The organism is Ruegeria sp. AD91A, from assembly GCF_003443535.1.
GTDB lineage: Bacteria > Pseudomonadota > Alphaproteobacteria > Rhodobacterales > Rhodobacteraceae > Ruegeria.
In genome coordinates, this window is record NZ_CP031946.1 from 1,646,570 (window position 1) to 1,668,365 (window position 21,796).

Here is a 21,796-nt window from a genome sequence, read left to right on the forward strand (position 1 = left end):
TATGCCTTTCTTGTATTCTGTATACAGTACACAAGAAGATGGTTCGATCAAATCCTTTCTTGAAGACTCATGTTCAGAATCCGCTGATTTCGCCGTTTTCACCGTGGATCACAGCATCCACGTCAATTTCCACCATCAGTCCGGGCTGGGTAAGCCCTGCCTGAACGGCTGTCAGAGCTGGATCGATCCCCTTGAAAAATTCGCCGTGCGCCTGCGCGAACGCGCCTGCTTGGGACAGATCAGTCAGGTAGGCGCGCACCCGCCCCACATGTCGCAGTTCGGCGCCAACCTCTTTCAGCGCGTCCTCGATACGTGACAGGATATAAAGGGTCTGTGCGCCAACGTTTCCCGGCGCGTGGATGCGGCCCGTCGGCTCGATGGCCGTTGTTCCGGCAACCCAGACAAAGGGGCCTATGCGTTTGGCCCGAGAGTACGAGGCCACTTCTTCAAACCGTCCGCCGGATTTCCAAAAGCGCACGGTCACAGGCCCAGCCTCACCCGGATCGCCTCGGCCGCGTTTTTCAATGCCGCGTTTTCTTCGGCGGTTAGCCGCAGCTCCTCAACCTCTACCAATCCGCCTGCACCAAGATGGGCTGGCACTCCCAGCACGACACCGTCGATGCCGTATTCACCCCGCAACATGACCGACACCGGAACCGGGCCTGTCCGCGCACCCCGAATGTGATCAATCAATTCGATCGAAGCATGAGCCGGAGCTATCGTTGCAGAACCTGATTTCCGGAGCGCGACCACCTGACCACCCCCGGTGATCGCATCCTGAACGCAGGCTTCGATCTGTTCGCGGGACAGAAATACATCCAGCGGACGCCCCTTGATCTTCGCACGGCTGGGGATCGGGGCCATTTCATCCCCATGGCTGCCAAGTGTGAACGCTTCGACGTCCACAGGTGTGACACCTGCGGCCATCGCCAGCGCGTTGCGAAACCGGCTGCTGTCCAGCGTTCCTGCCATACCCAAAACCCGTTCGCGGGGAAAACCTGAAGCGCGCAGCATCTCGACCGTCATTTCGTCCAGCGGGTTAGTCACCACGATCACGATTGCATCAGGCGCGGCTGACCGGATGGCTTCGGCTGACTGACGGATCACGCGGGCGTTCACATCGATCAGATCTGCACGTGTCATGCCCGGACGGCGGGCTCGTCCGGCAGTGACGACAACCACGTCTGCCCCGGCCACCAGATCCATCGCTTCGCCACCGACACATCGGGCCCTCGCACCGGTGATCCCGGACGTATGATTGAGGTCCAGCGCGGTAGAAGCCGCCAATCCCGGAGTGATGTCGATCAGCGCGATTTCATCGGCTATGTCCGCCATCGCCGCCAGATGCGCGATATTTCCGCCAACACCCCCTGCCCCGATCAAGGCAAGCTTGCCCAGCCTGCGGGCTTTGCGCGGCGCACGCGAAGGCGCAACCCATTTGGGTGAACGACGGTACAGCACCCGGCGCATTGAAACAGCACCATCCGTACGCGGCGGTTTCGGTCGCTCCAGCGGGCCGTCCACCAATGAGATACCAACACGCTCGGCGGTTTCACGCGCGAGAGCCGTCACGATGTCACCCGGCAAAACCTCGAATACGATCCTGCCCCGGCGGCGCGCATCTTCGACCGCATCCGAGCCTATGACGCGTGGGGTTGCCATCAGCCGCCCTGCCCGTCCACCGCCTCGACTGCACGCGTCGCGGCCTCGACGGCGGTTTCGACCGAGTTTTCAGACCCCGAGATGAACAAGCGACCAAACCGCCCCACCGCGCGCACCTCGACGATGTCAATCTCGGCGGCTTTCTCGGCCTCATTTGCGGCAATCGAGATGTAGGCGGCGGGCGCGCATTCCACGATCCCCAACGTCTGCCCCGGCACGATCAACGCACCCTTGCGCCATTTGTTCAAAAGCTGCGCCTGATAGGGTTCGACACTGGTAATGATCTGTGTGGAACTGATCGCAGGCTTTAAACGGTCTGTCATGGAAGCCCCAAGTTCGGCCAGCATCGCGTCCCGTGCAGCGGACACTTCGGCGTTTGAAGGCGAGCGGAGGATGAAGAATCCGAACTCGCGCTCTACCATCTGCGTCGTCGCCTCGACCGAGGACGCCTTGAGTGCCCTGTCGATCAGCGAGAATACGCCATTGCCCGGCGCGAACTCTCCGATCAGCACGGTGTCACCGGACAAAGGCACTGACCCTTGCACCGTCGCACCGTTATAGGCGGCGAATTTCGGTTGCAGGTTGTCGATCTGCATCAGCGCCCGGATCGTGATCTCGCTCATGCGCCATACTCCTCGTAAATGTCGCGCCAGGGTCTGCTTTCGTAAGCGACCCGCTTGATGTTGATGAGATGCAGGGCGGTGACGTTGTCCGAGGTGATCGACCCCGACCACGTGCCGGTACCCAGCATGAAGGAAGGTTCAAGGTCGGTGGAATACCCCATTCCGCCCATTATCCCCGGCGTGTTCACCAGTACCCGGCCCGTGGGCACGGTGGAAAAACGAGCGACCACCTCGGGATCGTCGGAATGGATGACCGAGGAATGCCCCCAACCTTCGAATTTGGCAATGGATTGCGCCAGTTCGATGCCGTGATCAGTGGACTTCGCCTCGTAAAAGGCCAGCACCGGGTTCAGCTTTTCGGCCGAAAGCGGGCGTTGCCACCCCACTTCGGTTTCTTCCGACACCAGACAGCGCGTGCGCGGCGGTATAGAGAACCCGGCAGCATCGGCCAGCGCCTGAGGGCTTTGGCCGACGCGTTCGGGATCCATTGCCTGCACTCCTTTGAAGATGACCCGTGCCAGCCGATCAGCCTCGGCCGGGGTACAGAAGTAAGCGCCTTTGAGTTTCAGTTCGTGGCGCAGATCGCGAGCAATTTCAGGATCGACGACCACTGCCTGTTCACTGACACAGGCCGTGCCGTAGTCGAAGCTTTTTGACGTCACGATCATCTCGGCAACTTCGGACAGATCGCGGGCCTTGGATTTGTGCACGTAACACGGCACGTTCCCCGCCCCTACTGCGAGCGTCGGCTTACCGCTGGAATAGGCGGCCTTGACCATAGCCGGGCCACCAGTCGCCATGACGACAGAAGTGCGGCGATGCTTCATCAACTCGGCGGTGCCTTGAATGGTCACGGCGTCCAGGCATTGTATCAACCCCTTGGGCGCGCCCATCTGTTCGGCAACGCGTGCCATGATGCGGACGGTTTCCTTCCCGCATTCCACGCCGCGCGGATGCGGGGCACAGACAACGGCATTTCCCGCCTTCACTGCAGACAGAACCTTGTAGATGATCGTGGATGTTGGATTTGTCACCGGGATAAGCGCCGCGACCACACCCATCGGCTCTCCGAAAGCTGCGATCTTTGTCGCGTCGTCCCGCCACAACAGGCCCAGCGTCGTGACATCCCGCAGGTAATCGGCGACCGACAATGCGTTGAACAGATTCTTGACCCGCTTGTCTGGTACATTGCCGTACCCGGTTTCCTCGACCGCCAATTGCCCCAACCGTTCGGCTTCAGGTTCGATCGCCCGAGCCATGGCATCGACGATGGCATCCACCTGTGCACGGTCAGTGCCGAGAAAGGCGCGATAGGCTTCGAAAGCCGTTTCAGCAGCGCGCCGTGCGGCGGCGATGGATTTCAGATCAGCGTCCATCACGAGGCTCCGGTGGCAATGGTGTCAAAGATGCGGCGGGCCTGATCGACATCGCCTGCGGAAATTCCGATGGTCTCCAGCCTGCGCCCGGACGCGGCCACGTCAGCACCCAGAAGACGGTCTGTCACGCAGATCAGGCTTTCCGTCAAAGGTGCGGTCAAACCTGCGAGCTTTGCGGCTGAAACGAGGGGCACCAATGACCCCAATACGCCGTCGCGCATCAACTGGCGCGCGGCCTGCCGATCCGGGACCGGACGCGCACCCGATCCACGCTCGGCTCCGGCAAAGGTCGTGATCCAGTCATCGGTCTCGGGCAGGTTTCGAACGCCAAAGGCCTGTGCGACCTGTCGCCTTTCGTCAGCCAATCCATGGATCACCTTACGCTGATCCGGTCCTATGAGTGCGGCAAAAGTCCGATTGCCTTCCAGCGGCACCCCGCCCATCGGCAAATCCGGTCCACCAGACCCCAGCCCTGCGCCACCAAGGATCAATGCCGGTATCTCGACCGCTGCGGAAAGATCGGCGAAGCCTGACGACAGAACCGAATCCACCGGCAGGATGTTTGAAAGGTAGGGTCGCAGCGCCTCAAGAGCGTCCGTGCGTCCACGCGGCAGTGTTGCCGCGGCCATCGGCGCCGCCTGCGTCAGGGTCAGCCCTGCACCTTCAGCCTGATACCAGTACGGCAGGCCCTGTACCTCGACAAGAGTTACGTCTGCGGTACAGCCTCCTATTCGCAGCATCCAGACCGCTTCAACCGCGCCCAGAGAACGACCCGGCGCCAGAACCAGCACCTGACCATCGTGCAGATGATCGGCCAGCACCATGGAATAGGTGCGCTGTTTATGGATCGGTCCGGTCAGAAAGATCGCCTGTGCGCCCCGCACTGCTGCATCCAACTCTGCCGTGGTGCGGATTGAAGGCCCGTCGCGATCCACCTGATACGTGCCCACAGGCCCTTCGCCGCTAATGCCAATGCCCGAGGATTGGGCAAGCAGTGACAGTTCCGCCCCATAGGCCGAAAACAGCGTAACCTCAGCCCCTTCCGCCAGACACAGCGCTGCCAGAAGACGGGCATCCGGGCCGCCACCCAATACTGCAATGCGCTCAAACCTTTGGGCAACGGGTGCATCCCGTGTCGCGCCACGTGTCACCGCGCGCGTGAAATCCTCGAAACCGGCTGACATGGTACCTCCTCAAAGGGGTTGATCAGGCCGACGACCCGGCACCCAGCCCGTCGATGATTGCCTCAAGCTCGTCATGCGGTCGTGCGATCACGTGAACCGAGACGACCTCGCCCACCTTGTTGGCCGCTGTTGCGCCGGCATCAGTGGCGGCCTTGACCGCGCCGACCTCTCCGCGCACGAGGGTCGTCACCAGCCCGCCGCCAGCCTTGGTCTGACCCACGATGGCAACACTGGCTGCCTTGACCATCGCATCCGCGGCTTCAATCGCGCCGACCAGGCCACGTGTTTCGATCATGCCCAGGGCCATCTGCCCTGCCACTGGTTTCGCCATTTTTTGTTCCTCCCAAAATTGATGTTTCGCGTATCGTGATTCAGGTCGTCGAGACGCGGTCGATCACCGCGATGATGGCCATGTCCACGGGGGCCGTGGACAACCCGGTCGCCATACGGGCCGCAGACCCGCTGACAACCAGAACCATGTCCCCAACCCCAGCGCCGCAGGTATCGACCGCAACCCGTGCGGGATCGATCAAGCTGCCCTTGCTGTCGACCAGATCCGTCACCAGCAGCTTTGTTCCAACAAGCCTGGCATCCTTGGCAGTTGCCGTGACAGTTCCAGCGACCTTGCCCAAGTGCATCAGAACGCCCTCAGGTAGCGGTCCAGTTCGACCTGGGTGACCTGTTGATTGAAGAATTCCAGCTCTCGCTCCGCCTGTTGCAGCACCAGATCCCACAGCATTTCGTCCATGACATCCCGTAGCCATTCTGATCCGCGCGCCAGTTTGATGGCGGTTGGCAAATCGGTGGGAATTGGATCTCCGATCCCTTCCTCATACCCGTTGCCTGTCGTCGGCTCAGAGGGGGACAGCCCCTGTTCGATCCCGTCGAGCCCGGCGGCAATCTCGGCCGCAAGCAACAGATACGGGTTGGCGTCTGCACCAGCGTCGCGCTTTTCCACCCGCACGGCGCTGTCCGAGCCTTCGATGACCCGGATACCAACTGTCCGGTTGTCATAGCCCCAGCTCGTGTTGATCGGGCAGAATGTATAGGGCTGGCGACGGCGATATCCGTTGACCGTGCCGCTGCCGCAAATCGCCGTCTCGCACATGCGCTGTTGCAGACCTGCGATGAAGGATTTGCCGATGTCATTGATCTTGCCATTGTCGGCAAAGACGTTTTTGCCGTCCTTCCACAGCGAGTAATGCGTATGAAACCCGTTGCCCGATTGATCAAAAAACGGCTTGGGCATGAACGTCGCCAGATAGTCGTGCGCGATGCCCAACTGGCGGATCAGAGATTTGAACAGAACGACACGATCCGCAGCTGCCAGAGCTTCACCATAACGAATATTGACCTCGATCTGGCCGGCTGCATATTCCGGGTTGGACTGTTCGATGGGAATGCCACATTCATTGATCTGCTGACGGATCGGGCCAACGATGTGTTCCATCCGGGCGGCGCGGCCCAGGCCGTAGACCTGGATGCCCGTGTCGCGCGGCTGGCCGGTTTCCGGGTCCAGAAGGTAGAATTCCAGTTCCGTGCCGACATTCACCTCGAACCCCATATCGCGGGCCCGGTCCACCTGCCGCACCAAAGCCTGACGCGGATCGATCGGCACCGGTTTGTGATCCATGCCCTCAGCGCGGCCAAAACAGACGGCCACGCCCGGCTCCCACGGGACGGCGACAGGCTTTGTCATCGGAAAGACATGCATGTCGGGATAACCGTTGTCGAAATTGACGTAAGGCGTATCCCAGACGTCGCAGGTCATATCGATCGCCAGCAGCGCAATCGACAGAGCATTGCCGCTTTTGCAGACATGATCCCAATGGCTGGCCGGAATGCGCTTGCCACGCATGATGCCGTTGAGATCCCCGACACCAAGAATGACGGTATGCGTGCCCTCGGGCAGATCAAACCCCGAACTCATTTGCGCGTGCTCCCTGTTTTTAGCTTTATAATTGCTGTATTCTGTATACAGTATTCACAACGCCAGTCAGGAAACAAGGAAAATCTGCGCCATGTCCAAAAGCTCGGTTATCGTTGTCGGAGGCGGCATAGTTGGCGTCATGACGGCGCTTACACTGCAACGGCGCGGCGAGACCGTGACACTGATCGACAGGTGGGAACCGGGACATTCCCGTGCATCTTCAACAGATTACAACAGAGTGATCCGTGCCATATCCGGGCGGGACGAGTTCTATACGCGGTGGGCGCGCGAAAGCCGCCTGCGATGGCTGGAACTGCAGGCCGAAAGCGGCCAGAACCTGATGTACGAATGCGGCGCGTTGATTCTGGCGACTGCGGGACATTGCGATTGGGAAGACGCAACCGCACAGACTTTCGACCGGGTCGGGGTGCCCTACTACAAATTCGGTCAGCAGGATATCGAATCGCGGTTCCCTCAGTTCAAGGTCACCGACATCGAATATGCGTTGTTCGAACCCGAAGCCGGAATGCTGATGGCCCATCGATGCGTTCTGACCGGTTTGGATCTGTTCCGAAAGGCAGGAGGCAAAGTACGGCGCGGTCGCGTCACCACGGATGGGTCGGAACGTCCGATGCTTGACGACAAACCGCTTGAGGCCGATCTGATCATCATGGCGACCGGCCCATGGATGGCCGACATGTTTCCCAGAACGATCAAGCCGATCTCGACCGTAGTTGGCGTCAATGTCCTCTACACCTCGACACCCGACGGGTCGGAAGATTTCGACATGAGCCGAATGCCCTGCTGGATCGATCACGGGCAAGGGTCCTTTGGCCTGCCGTCGTCCGAAGGATCCGGCGTAAAGGCCGCGGTTGTCATCCCGGACAAGATCGATCTGGACAATGATGAACGGCTGATCCGCCAGGAAACGCTGGGCCGCACACGCAGCTATATCCGTCACCGGCTGCCGGGGCTGGAGGGGCAACGGGTTGTGGATTCCAAGTTCAACCAGATCATTCTGACCCCGGATACACATTTCATTGCCGACTGGCACCCCGAGCATGAAAACGTGCTGTTCGCTGGCGGATGCTCTGGCCATTTGTTCAAGCACGCCCCTGTGTTTGCAGAATTCGCGGCGGGTGTCGGGTTGAAGGATTTTGGGACCGCGGATCGGTTCAAGATCGCAGGTCGAAGAAAACTGAGCCCGAAGGAAAGCCCCAGCGGACGCTAACCATCCAAGAGGGCGCGATAAATTCCAGCATTTGGGCACTTGCCCTGGGGAAGACGCGCGCCCGCCCGGATTGCGTCACGGCAGGTTTCGGCCTGAAGGCAATGCCCGCATTTTTCCGCCAGCTCCAACCCCAGTTCCGAGTGCGCGTTCAGATCTGCCTCGGTCAGTCCGAATTGCCCGGCCATGGTAATTATACGCTCTCGTGCCTGTGGCGCGCCCGATCGCAACATAGCCAGATCCGCGCGGGACAACCCAAGGTCTGAAAGCTCCCTGTCACTCAGGCTTTCATCCCGAGGTGTACTGACAATCCGCGCTATTTTCTGAAAGAAATCTGTGTATCCCGACATCTCGCGGCCTCCTCCACCACGTTATGGATACAGTATACACAGTACTTCAAAGCCGGAATTGATCAGGATCAAGCGGGCTGTTAGATCTCACGGCCCACCGCTGGCATTGCGAAACAATTCAACCGCCTGCAAAGCGGCCAGATCCTTCGATACATGCGCCGTTTCAAGTGAGGCCAGCCCCTCGTCCGCCTCGCGCGCGGTAAGAAACACGTCGCGCCCGCGCACAAATAATTCACGCAGATGGCTTGCCCTGTATTCGGGATGGAATTGCACGGAACGGGCCGGGAAATCATAATCCAAGGCCCCTACCGGGCAGTGATCCGCCGACCCCGTCACCTGCGCCGAAGGCGGAACACACGTGACCTGATCCTGATGCCAGACAAAGGCGTCAACGCTGGCTCCGCCATAGTCAAAGCCTCGTGCACCGACGACATTGCCGACCTTGGTCTTCTCGGCCTTGCCCCCATAGACATCCGCCATGATCTGATGGCCAAAGCAGATGCCGAAGACCGGCTTGGCATGGTCCCGGCACATTTCCAGGAAATCGCGAAGGGGCCGCATCCATTCCGTGTCATCATAGACGCCGAATTCGGACCCTCCGACAACAACCCCATCAAAATCCCTGAACTGCGGCAATGGCACGCCATCGACCACATCCACCGTGGAAAATCGGGCTTCGGGCAGATGCGGTTCAAGCCATGCGCGGATCTGATGAGCCGTCCGCGGCAGACCCTCAAGCAGTGGCAAGGGATGGAGGGTCAGTTCAAGAAGCGCAATCCTCACCAGTCGAAGGCCCGGTCGATGCCCGCCATCTTGACGCCGGTAAAGGCCGAGGCCTGAAAACTGAGCGCGCGCAGATCTTCGGTTTCCAGATTATGTACCGAGGATTTGCCGCAGGCCTTGGCAAGCGCCGTGATCTCCATTGTCATCGCGGTCAGATACCGGGCCACGCGCTCTGCACCTGCATGCGGGTTCATACGCGCTTCAAGGTCAGGGTCCTGCGTCGCGATCCCAACCGGGCAGCGGCCCGTATGGCAGTGATGGCACGCCCCCGGCGATGTGCCCAACGCCTTATAATCGTCCAGATACCTCGGAGTGTTGCACCCCAGCGCGACCATCGCGGCGTTCCCGATCATGACCGCGTCCGCCCCAAGTGCCAGACATTTGGCCGCGTCCACACCTGATCGAATACCCCCCGCGGCGACAAGCGAGACCTTGCCGCTCATCCCACACTCATCCAGCGCTTCGCGTGCTGCGCGAATGGCACTCATGGTCGGAATGCCAGTATGATTCAGCAGCAACTCGGGCGAAGCACCGGTGCCGCCTTCGGCCCCGTCAACCACAACCACATCGGCACCGGCCTTTGCGGCCACGGCCACGTCGAACCGGGGCCGTGTCGCCCCCATCTTGATGAAGATCGGCACCTGATAGTTCGTGGCGATCCGCAGTTCCTCGATCTTGACCGCCAGATCGTCTGCCCCTAGAAAATCCGGATGCCGGATGGTGGATCGCTGATCGACCCCTTCCGGCAAAGTGCGCATCTCGCTGACGCGCGGGCTGACTTTCATACCCAGCAGCAAACCGCCGGTGCCCGGTTTGGCCCCCTGCCCCACAACAATCTCCAAGGCATCGGCCCGGCGCAGGTGATCCAGATCGACTCCATAGCGGGCGGGCGACATCTGGTAGAGCAGGCGCTGGGAGGCTTCGCGCTCCTCTTCCAGCATGCCGCCTTCGCCGGTGCAGGTCATGGTACCCACCTTCGAGGCCCCATAACCAAGCGACGCTTTGGCCGAGGCCGAGAGCGCGCCGAAAGACATCGATGCGATATAGATCGGGATTTTCAGTTCCAGTGGCCGTTCCACCAATCCGCGCCCGCCACCTAGAACTGTCGTCGTATCGCAGCTCTCGCGGTACCCTTCCAGCGGCAGGCGGGTCATTGTCGCCGGGACAAATGTCAAATCGTCGAATGTCGGCAACTGCTTATTGAACGTATTGTAGCCACGCACCTGATACCGCCCAAGCTGCGCCAGTGCGTGAACTTCCGATATCGCTTCGGGTGTCCAGCGGGTCGATCCCCCCTCATCATAGGACGAAGGCACACCGGCCGGCCGACCTTCGACCGCACCCGCATCGCGGAACCTTATTTCTTCCTCGGACGCGACTTCGAACGGATACTCATAGGGTTTACTCAGATCATGAGCCATGCGCTTGCGTCCCTGCTTTCAAAATACCAAAGACGCTGGCCAGAGACCATTTTGCGCCAGTTACGAGAGCTGTCGACCAGCCCCAGAGGATCAAGGATCGCATCGACCTCGGCCACCTCTTCAGCAGTGGGTTCGATCACGTCGACGTCCACGCCCAGACTGTCAACTTCGCCTGCGACCCAAACCTCGCCTTCCCACAGCGCGTCTGCACAGGATTCACCTGCACCGCCCAGCGCAATGATCCGTCCCGCGTGCGCCATGAAACCGGATTGATAGCCGATCCTGCCTTCGACCACGATGTTGCCGCCCTTCATGGCGACGCCCACCCGTGGCCCCGCATCACCTTTGACATGGATGGTGCCGCCAATCATCGCCGCCCCGCAAGACATGCCCGCATAGCCGCCGACAGTGATGTGACCCTTGGCCATCCCCTCGCCCACGGCCCACCCGCAATTGCGTTCGATGGAGATGTTGGCGCCAGTGTTCAAACCGCCGCAATAATATCCCACTGAGCCTTCGAAGGTGATGTCCACATTGTCCGGTAGACCCACGCCCAGATTGTGCCGCGACAGCGTATCGACAACCCGGATCGGCTGTCCTGATGCGCAGGCGGCCATGATATCCCGGTTCACCTCACGAATATGCCGCTTGCCGACTTCGATGACGATTTCATCCATCTGTCTTGCTACCTCGCTCATGCTGCCAGGCTCCGGTTGCCGACACCCCAGATGCCGGTCAGCGAAGGGCCATCATAGTTGATCACGTCGCATTCCTCGGCCATCACGCGACGAACAGCCTGTTCCTCGGTCGCGGCGGCCAGATCCCCATTGCGATTGACCACAACCAGCGGCTTCATCGCGAACCGATCCTTGGCAAAGCCGATCCCGTCCGGCGTTGCGATCATGTATGTAAATACCCCGTCGATAGAGGTAATCGACTTCTTCAGCGCCTGCTCCATCGTCAGGCCAGCTTTCATCTGGTCGCTGACCCAGACCGCAATCAACTCGCTGTCATTCTCGGTCAAAAAGCGATAGCCCTTCCGGCTCAGCTTATCGCGCCATGTGAAATAGTCGGTGATCTGGCCGTTATGCACGATCGCCACATCCGAGAAGGGACGTGCCCAGAACGGGTGCGAAGCGTTGGGCAGGACCGAGCTTTCCGTCGCAAGCCGCGCATGACCCAGACCGTGAGTTCCGATCATGTCACGCACGCCATGTTTTTCGGCAACCGCTTCCGCCCCGCCGATATCCTTGATGATCTCAAGGCTACGGCCACAGGACTGCACTTCGAACCGGTCCGTCAGTTCATCTGCATCCCGCACCCAGGCCTGCAGATCAGCCGGGTCCGAGATTTCCGCCCGGAAGCAATAATGCCGGTTCTCATCAGCTACGATCTTCGGGTCAGACAGAAAGCCAGAGCCGTGATCTTTCAAAACCGCCTCAAACGCTTCCAGGTCAGCATCCTGCCGGGATTTATCAAAACCCATCCCCCGCAAAACGTATCCGGTGTCTCGTGGTGGCCCATAAACTGCAAACCCGGTGCTATCTGCGCCACGGTGTTCCTGCGCATCCATCAGGTCCACCAGATCCGCCCCGACCTGCCCGGGTGCGGTTAGAATCCTTCCAGCGATACCACACATGAATTGCTCCCTGTTCAATTGCGTCTGTATACTGTATACAGTACACGAGCAATAGCAAGCCCATTCGCCTTGGCACCAGATGCTTTTTTGAATACAGAATTCACAAAACACGGAAAGAGAGGCTCCGAGTGGCTCTGAAACAGATAAAGACACAGCGCAGACGGCTGGCGGACGAGGTTTATGATCAACTGGTCGAAGCCATAATGAGCCGCGAAATATCTACAGAAGATCGATTGGTTCAGGAGAAACTGGCAGCAGAGCTGAATATCAGCCGCACCCCGGTTCGCGAGGCTCTGATGCGGCTGGAAACCGAAGGGGTTCTGGAAGTCGCCGCAAGCGGTGGATTCCGGCTCGCACGCATGGATCAAACCGAAGTCCGGCAACTGTATCAGGCCCGCGCTGCAATCGAAGGTCAGGCTGCGCGGATTCTCGCGGCCCATGCGGAACCCACGGTTCTGGACGGTCTGCGCGAATTGATTCGGCGCGAAGAAAACCTGACCAACCCTACGACACGCGACTATTTCATTGCCAACCGACGCATTCACCGCGCCTTTATGGTCGAAGCGGGAAACAAGTTCCTGCTGGACATGTTTGACATGATCTGGGGCAAGGCCATGGCCTTTCACCTGTTTTCCGCAATTGAAAATGTCGACATCTCAAAATCCCTCGGTGATCATCAGGCGCTTGTCGACGCGATTGAAACCGGAGACGTGACAGAAGCATTGGAAACCTTCACTGCCCATATTCAGGCCGGGTTCGATTTGCAGATCGAGGGGCTGAAAGAAGCGGACAACGGGTGATGCACAAAACCGTTGGCAAGATTGACCGTGCCGGTTCGCCTGCCTGACACCAGCTCATGGTCGCTGAAAGTACCATTGGGACAACTGTGCGTTGCTCTGCCTGCTCCATGACAAAATGCTCGTTTTCGTATATTATTGAAATCTCTCATCACAAAGACTCTCCGATTCCATCGGAGTTGATATTTGAACGACACGTTTTTCCACAGGCGGTCCCAAGTCGACTATTCGACCACCTCAGATTCTGGAGAGAGAAATGAGTGCTGACGAAAACGACAATCGCAAAGAACCCGATTACACCGAAAGCGAAAAGACAGATCCGGAATGCCGGTCTGTCGATGACAGGCTGACCGCGATCGAGCAACGTCTCGACCAGTTGATGCGCGTCATGGAACCCGGCCCGGAAGACAGGCTGGAAACCGTCGAACACCGCGTAGACGCGCTTTTGACATCCATCGAATCCTTGGGCGAACTGGGGGATCATTATTCTGGCTTCAATCCTACCTCCACCGGTCCTGCCTTCGGCTTCGTCGACGCCGGCAGCGTTGGCGGTCCGACGCGCCGAACGTTCAGTTGGGCGAAGAATTGTTGCGCAAATTGGTGCAGTATCCGTGCAAGCAGCAAAGGATGCCATCCGAACGCCTGCTGAATGATGAATCCCGTTTGGCGGGGAAACTGTCATAGTCAATGTCTATTTCATCAACGAGGATTGATGCGGCCATACGGTCTATTGCAGGGTCGCTCGTTGTGGCTCCGATCAGAACTGATGCAATCGGGCTGGGAAGCGCTGTCGCCGGAGAGGCGCTGGCATTGCTGGCGGCAGACAGGTTTCTGGATGACGATCGGGTGCGATACGCTGCGTCACGTCGCCTTTCTACCATCTGGGTTCGCGACCGAGAACTGCGCGGAGCCCCTGTTTCACTGTTCGATGGCCGAGCCGGTCTTGGGTTGCTCGCCTGTCATACCTTGGACGCCAATCCGAACGATCCTGAAGCGCAACTGGCGCTCGACCGTGCCCTGCGTTCGGTTGCGCAACGCCTTCTCGAAGCTCCGTGGATGGGACATTTCGATCACGTTTCGGGGCTTGCAGGCATATCCGTATTTCTTTGCGAACCGAAATCCCAAACGGCCCGTCTTGGGGGGAAGACGCTGTGTTTGCGTTTGGCAGAGGAGCTTTGGAGGCACTCGGCCCGAACAGAGCGGGGATTGGCGTGGACAGAACCCTTTTCCTCTCCGGAAGACGAGGCTGGTTCCCAGAAGACAACGCGTTACCTCGTCAATATGGGATTGGCCCACGGTTCACCCGGTGCCGTTCTGGCTCTGGCCCGTTTGGGTCGGCGGCACGCGTTCACGCCACGACACATCGAAGACCTCAAAGACGCGGTCCTGTTCCTTCTTTCGCATCGGGGCGCGTTTTCGGACAGCGGTCTGTCATCCTGCTTCCCCTGCATGTCAGCGCTCAGCCACGCGTGGGAAGTACCGTCACGTTTTGCGTGGTGTTACGGCGATCTTGGGATCATCTATACCGCACTCGCGGCGGCCGCGCTGATTGGGATGGAAGACGAAATACACGACATCACATCACGGGTTCTGACATCTTGCGTTGCCAGACCTCTCAGCGAGACGGGCATCAATGACGGAGGGCTATGTCATGGCGATGCCGGAATTGTGGTGATGGCCCTCGCTATTCGGTCTCTCAATCCCGAAGCAGACGTCGATTCCCTGATCGAAAAGCACGCCGAACGGCTTCTGAGCCTCGTGGAACGCGAATTGAGCCCGGACGGGCTTCCCGCGATCGGCGCAGGCTGGAAAACGTTTCAATCGACGGACCTTCTGACCGGTTCGAGTGGCGTTTTGCTAGCATTGCTTGCCTTAAGCGACGCAGATTATCTCAGCTACCTGAAGTTCATGGGGCTGGATGTCGAGGAGCCTAATCATTGTCATTCTCAACCGAAACTGCCCAGCTCTCGTCCCTTTCTCGGAATTCGTGTTTGTTTGCGTTCGCCGCAGCATGATCTTAGCGGAGTAACTAAAAGCACCGGAAAAAAGGATCTGGAAAAGCGTGCTTCAGAGTTACTTCACGATCAGGCCTTTGCCTTGTCGTTATTCATTGCGCGACCCGGTTTCTTCTCGATGGTCATGCGCGAATTCGAAAAAGACGAACGCCTCTCACCTGCAGTTCTCGGCACCTTGTTTCGGTTTATTTACAGAATGTGTTTTCGCCCAACGCCGTTCGGTGCATTCGCAGCAGTGGGCGCGGCAATACCTGTTGCAGGCAAGGACATCGTTACCGTGTCAGACCACCATCTGGACATAGATCTGGACTGTGGATTTTTGGCACATATTGCCGCCGGAACCGCCGAGACGCAAAGCACGAGGGTGCGATGCAATCCATCGGCCTGGTGGGAACAGGACGTTCTGCACTGGATAACCAACGGTGATCTCGACGGGCCCTGGAACCACGAACAGATCATTGCAGCGGCGGATTCCAATCTGGCAGAGTTCATCTTTGACGTCGATTCTGTCACGGTTTCCGATCTGGAAACGGCCCTCAAGGATCGCGCTTTCAAATCTGCTGTGACGATCTCGGATCTCTGTCGGTCCGAGGCTCTGATACCACAGAGAGATCCAATACTTCTGGGACATGACGCAACCGCCAGAACGCTGAAGCGGCTGGAAAGAGATATGACCGCCCCTCAAAAGAGAGGCTTGACGGAGATCGGGACTGCTCTTGATGCCGCACGTGAAAACACTTCAATGATCGCGTTAAAGCAACTGGGGCGAACAGCGGGCTCTCTTGCGCCGGGTTGGACGGGTGATTTTCTTCATGTCGATGCGCATTGCGTCGACACGTTGGAAACACCACTGCGCGCGGAGCAAGCGCTGGCCAGCGCATGGAACATATTGGAAAATATTGGCTTTCGCGTGCCGAAGCCGAACCGTTTTCTGGAATTTGAACGGCGGTTCCTCGACCGGTACAGCGACCGCGCCGTATTGCTCGGCCAGGCCGTGGACGCCGAAAGCGGGCTTGCATATCTCGGCATGCCGCTGCGAATGGATTTCGTTACAGGTACGGGATCGTCAAGTGATGCCCCCAGGCACAACCATCAGGAATTTCCGCTGGAAACCGATTGGGAGGCGCGCGAATGGGGGCTTTCCGCGCAGGATATCGAGATCCTGCATGCCCACAACACAGGTCAGGCCCCTCTCGCCATCCAGGATGGCGTTCTCTTGGGCAAGGTAGGGCGCAGTTCCGGGCACAAGCCAGTCTGGACAGCCTATCCCGAGGGAATTTTTCCGGGCGGGCCAAAGGCGATTTTCGGTCGTTTCTCAAGACGAAATCAGTTGATCGCAGACGCGTTGATGCAACACAGCCCCACGCGTGAAAAGGATTCGACAATTGTCGAAGCAGACATCCTGTGTGCCACCGACCCCCGGTCATCCAACATCCTGCGACGCGCCAGCCTTTCCCGGTATGTAATCGAAATTCTCGGCGACAGCGGTTTGCCGCCGGAAAGGAAGATACCGCTTCACGATCTGTGGATCCGTCACGATGGCAGTCGGTTCCGACTTTTCTGGGGCCGCCAAAGCGTCGAGGTCAGTCCACAGCTGCATGCTGCCCACCAAAGCCCTCCCGGGGCTCCGGCGGTCTATCTTCTGCTCATCGACATCGCGATGCACATGAGGCAACCGACGGTGATCTGGTCATGGCAATCGCAAAGCAATCGAAACCGTTTGCCCAGGGTCTCAGCTGGAAATGTGATCCTTGCTCCGGAGCGGTGGCGGCTTTGTGTTCCGACAGAGGTGATCAGATCGGGCAAAGAGGAAAGCTGGCTGGAAACAACGCGGCAAAAACTGGAGCTGCCGCGATACATAGTCCCCACAGATGAGGCCAGTGACATGGCCACGCCATGGGATCTGGACAACCCCTTTTCCACTGCGAACCTGATCAAGACGTTGAAAAAAGGGCCGCTTTCGATCTGCGAGTACCTTCCAACGCCAGAGGATTGGTGGATCGACTCACCGCATGGTCGATTGGCCTCTGAACTGGTTTTTGCCCCTGCAAAGCCAGTTGATACACCTTATGTCGAATACGATGCCAACCCGGCCGCATGGCAACCGCGGGGATACGGCGCTGACGAGGCCGGAACATGGTTGTATCTGCGGCTATTCGGGGATGCCATGAAGCTGGAACAGTTCCTGAAACTGCAATCTAACAGGTTGGCGCTGTGGCAGAAACGCAACCTTATCGAGAATTGGTTCTTCGTTAGATACGCAGACCCAGAGCTTGAACTGCGCCTCCGCCTCAAGTTCCCAAGCGACCATGACAGAGTTCTGAGGAACCGGGTGCTTGTTCACTTGCAGAAAACAGCCGGAGGATTGGTAGACAGGTTTCTTGTTGATGAGTACCTGCCTGAAACGGCGCGATACGGCGGAGAACTGGGGCTCGGCGCCTGCGAGAGAATATTCGGCGCCGACTCGATCGCTGCGCTTCACGTGCTCAACGATCCAGAGATCAGTCGATCCCGGCGATGGATGGCGTCAGTCGCTAGTATTGATGCCCTGTTTGAAGATCTCGAACTCCCAACAGGGGTTCGGCTGGCGATCTCCGAGCGGTGCTCGGAAAACTACGGCGGCGGCCCGGCGTCGTGCCGAAAGGCACGTCGGGCCACGGGTAAGGAATGGAAGAGTGCCTGCGTTGTGCTGAATGAACTAGGTGTGGGAAAGGGCATTCATTCGCGACCATCTCGCTGGAATGCACGTGCCGCCAGGCTTCATCCGGATCTCAGATGCCTCCAACGAGAAGAACAGGATGGCCGGCTGGGAAGCAGTTTGGCCGACATTCTGGGAAGCCTCGCTCATATGTCCGTCAACCGGATCCTCCACTGGGGAACTGCCGCAGAAGAGGCGGTTATCCACGAAGCGCTTTGTCGACATTATCGAACCAAATTGAACCACGGCTGGATATCGTCCTAGGCGGCATGCTCATGGCAGCAGAATGGAACCTGAACCGTCCTTCCGAAGCATGGGCTGTCTACAAATACCACCTGCCCCCGAATGAAGCACCCGGCGCACGGGTCAAGGAAACGTGGATCACTGCGCTTTTGACTGGCAGCGGGACACCTCGGAACCTGGATCACACCTTCACAGCACGCGGCGTTTTGGGACCTGTCGGCTTACCGCATAACCTGCGAGGGCCGAAAGCGATTTTGCCACGCCGCCCTGTGGCAAGAAGCTTAGTGCCTCTATTGCCTGATCGCGGTATTTTTCAGGTAATTGCTGCCTCTTGATATGGCGCGTGGTCTGGGAAATCTCTGCCAAAAACCGCGCGGGGTCGCGGTGACTGATGAAAGCACGGGCTGCCGCGCCCCCTTTTTGCCCCTGGGCCGCCTTGAGAAAGGGCACGCTGAATAGGCCGCTGGAAAGGTCTGACGCAAATGGTGTGCTGCCCGAAGGGCGGTCCAGGGCAAGTTCATCCTCGGTCAACAGGTAAGCCAGACCAAGGTTCTCGCCATAGTCGCAGAGGGCGTTCAAAAGATCGTTTTTTTCTGCAAGCATCGCGCCGAGTTCGCAGGGCAGTCTGAAGAATGCAGCCATACATTGCCGCATTTGCGCGATGCGCATTTCGACCGTCAGATCCGGTTGCCATGCGGTCCGAAGCTCGGACACTCGGCCTTCACACGCCGAGGCCATGGCACTCAGAATTTCTGGAACCAGATCCGGGCAGTCCCGTGCGCCGACTTCGTGTGCTTTCGCCAACAAGTAGTCGCCTGTGAGTATCCCAAGCTTGTCGCCCCAGTTGGCTGTGGCGTCGGCTGTTACAGCGGCAACCTCGATTCCTCGTATGCCGCTTTGGGCAAGAAATCCAAGATACGCAAGCTCCAGTGCCGTGGCCGCGGCCCGACGTCTTTTTGCCTCAACATCACCAAGATAGGACGTCAGCAAAAGCAACAGCGAAGGTCGGAACGCAACCATGTCAGCCCGCTTGCCCGCGAAGGACATGCGCGTCAGAAACGGCCAATCGGTGCGCACGATGCGATTGAGGCGCGCACCGACATCACGCAGGTCGTCACCCAGCGGCATCTCAGGCACACGCACAAGTGGCGATACGTCGTCCAACATGGCGCTTTCCACATCATTGCCTGTGCCTTCAGGTACCAAAACGGCACGGCGCAGCATGTTGTGGACCGGCTTTTCGCTTTCGAACGTATCGTCCAGCACGCGCCAAATGAATTCGTATCGGCGGCTTGCGCGGTTCCCGAGCGTGAAGTACCCGGCAAAGCGATCACCCAGCAGAAGCGCATAATCATCCGCCGCCACCCAGGGGCCTGCCCCTGTGCGGAGGCACCGATCAGTAGTTTGAGCCGCAAGCGCACCGGATTCCAGTGCAAAGCTGATTCCTTCGCCTGTAAACGGGCTGATAAGACCTGCGGCGTCACCAACCAGCAACAGACCCGAATTGGCGGCACGTTCTGGTGCGAAATCGAACCTCAGCGGTGCCCCCAAGGTCGTGCCGGACAACTGAATGCCCGAGTACTCTGGATAATCCTTTCGAAGCACGTCCAGAAATTGATCGAAAAGTGTCCTGACATTGGTGTCAAACGCCCGACAGAACAGTCCGACACCGACATTTGCAGTTCCCTTCCCTGTTGGGAACGCCCAGCCATAGGACGGCAACAGGTACCGGTCCGTAACATCAGTCAACGGCAGCATTATTTCGAGCAGTGGCGGAGTGTCACCGCAGCCGTCGACATAGCCGCGAAGTGCCGTGCCATAGCCCTGTTCGGGTGTTTCCCGCAATCCCGCAGCTTTCGCCAATCGAGACGCGGCCCCGTCTGCGGCGATGACCATGTACCCGGTCAGAACCACTGTCGTGCCATCCTGCATGCGCGCGCTGACGCCTGTGACAGTCCCGCTTTCATCCGTTACCAGATCGTCGGCGCGGCATTTCGGCATGAAAGCCGCACCTTCCGCCCGGGCCTGACGCAAAAGACAGTCATCCAGTATCAAACGAGGCACAACCAACCCGTAGTCGTTTTCGCCTTCGTATCGAAAGTCCCTGTGGCCCCTGTTGCGCATATGGACGCGCACACCTTCGACCTCCTGTTGATCGGTAAGCGCGGACAGAATGCCGAGGCGTTTCAACTGAGAGATGCCGGACCGGGTGATGCCGTCTCCACAGCTTTTGTCCCGAGGGAAATCCTCACGGTCGATCAGAATGACCTTTCGACCTCTTCGCGCCAGTTCGATGGCGGCGGCGCTGCCGCCGGGCCCCGCACCGACAATGATGGCGTCCCATGTCTCGGCCGCGGCCTCCGAAGGTGTCGCAAGCGGCAGATCGTCCGCAAGAGGACCGTGACCGTCCATGTCAGGCCCTCCTTTCGACAGAGAGCCGGGCGAGGTTTGCCAGCGAGTCGCGCAGCACATGATCTTCAAGCCCCGAGATGACCTGTACGGCTGCCTCGGATTTGTCCCGCGCCAGCTTTTCGGTAGCTTCGACCGCGCCCGAATTGCGAATGATCTCGACAACACGCGAAATGTCCGCATCTTGCATGTCGGCCAGCCTCAACCTGGCCCGCAATTCATCGGCGGCCTGACCGTTCTGGCCCAGGCACAGGAGCACCGGCATCGTATAGGCGCCTTCGCGCAGATCAGAGGTGGACCCTTTCCCAAGCTCCGCGCTGCTTGCAATGTAGTCCAGAACATCGTCACGAAGCTGAAACGCAAGGCCGAGGCACTTTGAATACGTGATCAGTGAATCTCGATCCTGATCACTTACGTCAGCCAGCATCGCCCCCAGCGATGCTGCGAGGACAAACAGTTCGGCCGTCTTGCCCTCAAGCATTTCAAGATGCTCTTCAATGGTCCAATCTGCGTTGTAAGCGTTTTCTGCTTCGCGCAACTGCCCCAGACACAGCGCTGCACAGTGTTTGCCAGCCAGCTCAGAGGCCTTGGGGCTGATGGAATCCAACAGGTTTATTGCACGGGCCAGAATGAATGTTCCGGCGAAGCTGGCGATGGGCGAAGACCAGCGACGATTCACGCTTTCCGCTCCACGCCGAAGTTCGGCCCGGTCCATGACGTCGTCATGATAGAGCGACGCCACATGGATCATTTCAACGGCCGCCGCCGCCTGAACTGCGCGTTTGCGTCCTTCTTTGTCGGTGAGGCTTCGCGCTGTAAGCAGCAGAAGAATTGGTCGCAACCGTTTTCCACCGGCCCCGATAAGCCAGTTTGCAATCTCTTCGAACCCCGGCTGGTCCGAGGCGGCGGCATCCAACATTGATGCTTCAACTTGGGGTATCGTGGCCCGGACCTGTTCGTCTTGCAACCAGTCAGACATCCGCAATCTTGCGGAACTGCGCCAGCGTCTTCTGCAAACGCTTCGACCTGAGCGCCGCTTCGGAGTTCCTGATGAAACTGTCGTAGCCCTCGTGCAATGCTGCGGACTCGGCGCGAACAACAATCTCACCACGGTGGAAGGCGTCCATTACGGTCATCCTGCCTTCGTAAATAGCTACAAGAGCTTCCGGTGAGATCGCGCCGACTCCCCGGCCCTTCCCTTTGCGCTTTTGGTTCGGGTTGATATGAACTTCGCCGCTCATGACCGAGACCTCGACCGACCCCATACCAAAAACACCGACCGTTGCACTGGCCCCCTCGTACTGCTTGACCAGTTCAGCATATTCCTTCTTGGCGTCCGCCTTGAAACCCGCCAAAGCATCTTCGGCCAGTTTTTCAACTGCCTTTGCACCCTCTTCCGGCTGCATCCGCTGTTCATAGTCTGCCACGTTCGTATCCT

General features: G+C 58.8%; 20 protein-coding genes. 4 read left to right on the top strand and 16 right to left on the bottom strand.

Annotated features, from left to right (window positions below):
* Window positions 1-73: 73 nt before the first annotated feature.
* From D1823_RS08240 to D1823_RS08275, 8 genes are read right to left on the bottom strand one after another with little or no spacing between them, the layout of a single operon-like run.
* Window positions 74-484 carry a Rid family hydrolase gene (locus D1823_RS08240; protein WP_162896790.1) on the bottom strand — a complete coding sequence of 137 codons (411 nt, stop codon included), beginning with the start codon at window positions 482-484 and terminating at the stop codon, window positions 74-76.
* Complete coding sequence (locus D1823_RS08245; protein ID WP_117869460.1) at window positions 481-1,662, bottom strand: malate dehydrogenase; 1,182 nt, start codon at window positions 1,660-1,662, stop codon at window positions 481-483. Before D1823_RS08245 ends, D1823_RS08240 begins: the two co-directional genes overlap by 4 nt.
* Window positions 1,662-2,285: a BMC domain-containing protein gene (locus D1823_RS08250; protein WP_117869461.1), complete on the bottom strand. Its 624-nt coding sequence runs from the start codon at window positions 2,283-2,285 to the stop codon at window positions 1,662-1,664. The genes D1823_RS08245 and D1823_RS08250 overlap by 1 nt, the downstream gene beginning before the upstream one ends.
* Window positions 2,282-3,661, bottom strand: a complete 1,380-nt coding sequence (locus D1823_RS08255; RefSeq protein WP_117869462.1) for an aldehyde dehydrogenase family protein — start codon at window positions 3,659-3,661, stop codon at window positions 2,282-2,284. Before D1823_RS08255 ends, D1823_RS08250 begins: the two co-directional genes overlap by 4 nt.
* Window positions 3,661-4,845: a hypothetical protein gene (locus D1823_RS08260; RefSeq protein ID WP_117869463.1), complete on the bottom strand. Its 1,185-nt coding sequence runs from the start codon at window positions 4,843-4,845 to the stop codon at window positions 3,661-3,663. The genes D1823_RS08255 and D1823_RS08260 overlap by 1 nt, the downstream gene beginning before the upstream one ends.
* A 22-nt stretch (window positions 4,846-4,867) precedes the next feature.
* Window positions 4,868-5,176 (bottom strand): BMC domain-containing protein, encoded by a 309-nt coding sequence (locus tag D1823_RS08265; RefSeq protein ID WP_117869464.1) that lies wholly within the window; start codon window positions 5,174-5,176, stop codon window positions 4,868-4,870.
* Between the two features lie 40 nt (window positions 5,177-5,216).
* A complete protein-coding gene (locus D1823_RS08270; protein ID WP_117869465.1) occupies window positions 5,217-5,483 on the bottom strand; it encodes a EutN/CcmL family microcompartment protein in 267 nt (88 codons plus the stop codon).
* A complete protein-coding gene (locus tag D1823_RS08275; protein WP_117869466.1) occupies window positions 5,483-6,775 on the bottom strand; it encodes a glutamine synthetase family protein in 1,293 nt (430 codons plus the stop codon). The genes D1823_RS08270 and D1823_RS08275 overlap by 1 nt, the downstream gene beginning before the upstream one ends.
* A gap of 91 nt (window positions 6,776-6,866) precedes the next feature.
* Here D1823_RS08275 and D1823_RS08280 point away from each other — a divergent pair, with 91 nt between their 5' ends.
* Window positions 6,867-8,006, top strand: coding sequence for an FAD-dependent oxidoreductase (locus tag D1823_RS08280; protein ID WP_117869467.1), 1,140 nt, complete (start codon window positions 6,867-6,869; stop codon window positions 8,004-8,006).
* On the opposite strand, the gene D1823_RS08285 is transcribed toward D1823_RS08280, so the two are convergent.
* The 5 genes from D1823_RS08285 to D1823_RS08305 form a co-directional block, all read right to left on the bottom strand.
* A complete protein-coding gene (locus tag D1823_RS08285) occupies window positions 8,003-8,353 on the bottom strand; it encodes a DUF1127 domain-containing protein (protein ID WP_117869468.1) in 351 nt (116 codons plus the stop codon). The genes D1823_RS08280 and D1823_RS08285 overlap by 4 nt on opposite strands.
* An 87-nt stretch (window positions 8,354-8,440) precedes the next feature.
* A complete protein-coding gene (locus tag D1823_RS08290) occupies window positions 8,441-9,136 on the bottom strand; it encodes a type 1 glutamine amidotransferase (RefSeq protein WP_162896791.1) in 696 nt (231 codons plus the stop codon).
* Window positions 9,133-10,557 (bottom strand): FMN-binding glutamate synthase family protein, encoded by a 1,425-nt coding sequence (locus tag D1823_RS08295; protein WP_117869470.1) that lies wholly within the window; start codon window positions 10,555-10,557, stop codon window positions 9,133-9,135. The genes D1823_RS08290 and D1823_RS08295 overlap by 4 nt, the downstream gene beginning before the upstream one ends.
* Window positions 10,542-11,255 (bottom strand): glutamate synthase, encoded by a 714-nt coding sequence (locus D1823_RS08300; protein WP_117869471.1) that lies wholly within the window; start codon window positions 11,253-11,255, stop codon window positions 10,542-10,544. Before D1823_RS08300 ends, D1823_RS08295 begins: the two co-directional genes overlap by 16 nt.
* Window positions 11,252-12,196: a glutamine amidotransferase gene (locus tag D1823_RS08305; RefSeq protein WP_117869472.1), complete on the bottom strand. Its 945-nt coding sequence runs from the start codon at window positions 12,194-12,196 to the stop codon at window positions 11,252-11,254. Before D1823_RS08305 ends, D1823_RS08300 begins: the two co-directional genes overlap by 4 nt.
* 128 nt (window positions 12,197-12,324) lie before the next feature.
* On the opposite strand from D1823_RS08305, the gene D1823_RS08310 reads away from it, so the two are divergent.
* From D1823_RS08310 to D1823_RS08320, 3 genes are all read left to right on the top strand, one after another.
* On the top strand, window positions 12,325-12,996 hold the full coding sequence (locus D1823_RS08310) for a GntR family transcriptional regulator (RefSeq protein WP_117869473.1): 672 nt from the start codon (window positions 12,325-12,327) through the stop codon (window positions 12,994-12,996).
* A gap of 253 nt (window positions 12,997-13,249) precedes the next feature.
* Complete coding sequence (locus tag D1823_RS08315) at window positions 13,250-13,642, top strand: hypothetical protein (RefSeq protein WP_117869474.1); 393 nt, start codon at window positions 13,250-13,252, stop codon at window positions 13,640-13,642.
* 98 nt (window positions 13,643-13,740) lie between these two features.
* A complete protein-coding gene (locus D1823_RS08320; RefSeq protein ID WP_162896792.1) occupies window positions 13,741-17,970 on the top strand; it encodes a thiopeptide-type bacteriocin biosynthesis protein in 4,230 nt (1,409 codons plus the stop codon).
* 168 nt (window positions 17,971-18,138) lie between these two features.
* Here D1823_RS08320 and D1823_RS08325 read toward each other — a convergent pair whose 3' ends face one another.
* From D1823_RS08325 to D1823_RS08335, 3 genes are read right to left on the bottom strand one after another with little or no spacing between them, the layout of a single operon-like run.
* Window positions 18,139-20,361, bottom strand: a complete 2,223-nt coding sequence (locus tag D1823_RS08325) for a geranylgeranyl reductase family protein (RefSeq protein ID WP_162896793.1) — start codon at window positions 20,359-20,361, stop codon at window positions 18,139-18,141.
* A 1-nt stretch (window position 20,362) separates the two neighbouring features.
* Window positions 20,363-21,337, bottom strand: a complete 975-nt coding sequence (locus tag D1823_RS08330; protein WP_117869477.1) for a polyprenyl synthetase family protein — start codon at window positions 21,335-21,337, stop codon at window positions 20,363-20,365.
* Window positions 21,330-21,785: a hypothetical protein gene (locus tag D1823_RS08335; RefSeq protein ID WP_117869478.1), complete on the bottom strand. Its 456-nt coding sequence runs from the start codon at window positions 21,783-21,785 to the stop codon at window positions 21,330-21,332. The genes D1823_RS08330 and D1823_RS08335 overlap by 8 nt, the downstream gene beginning before the upstream one ends.
* Window positions 21,786-21,796 lie beyond the last annotated feature (11 nt).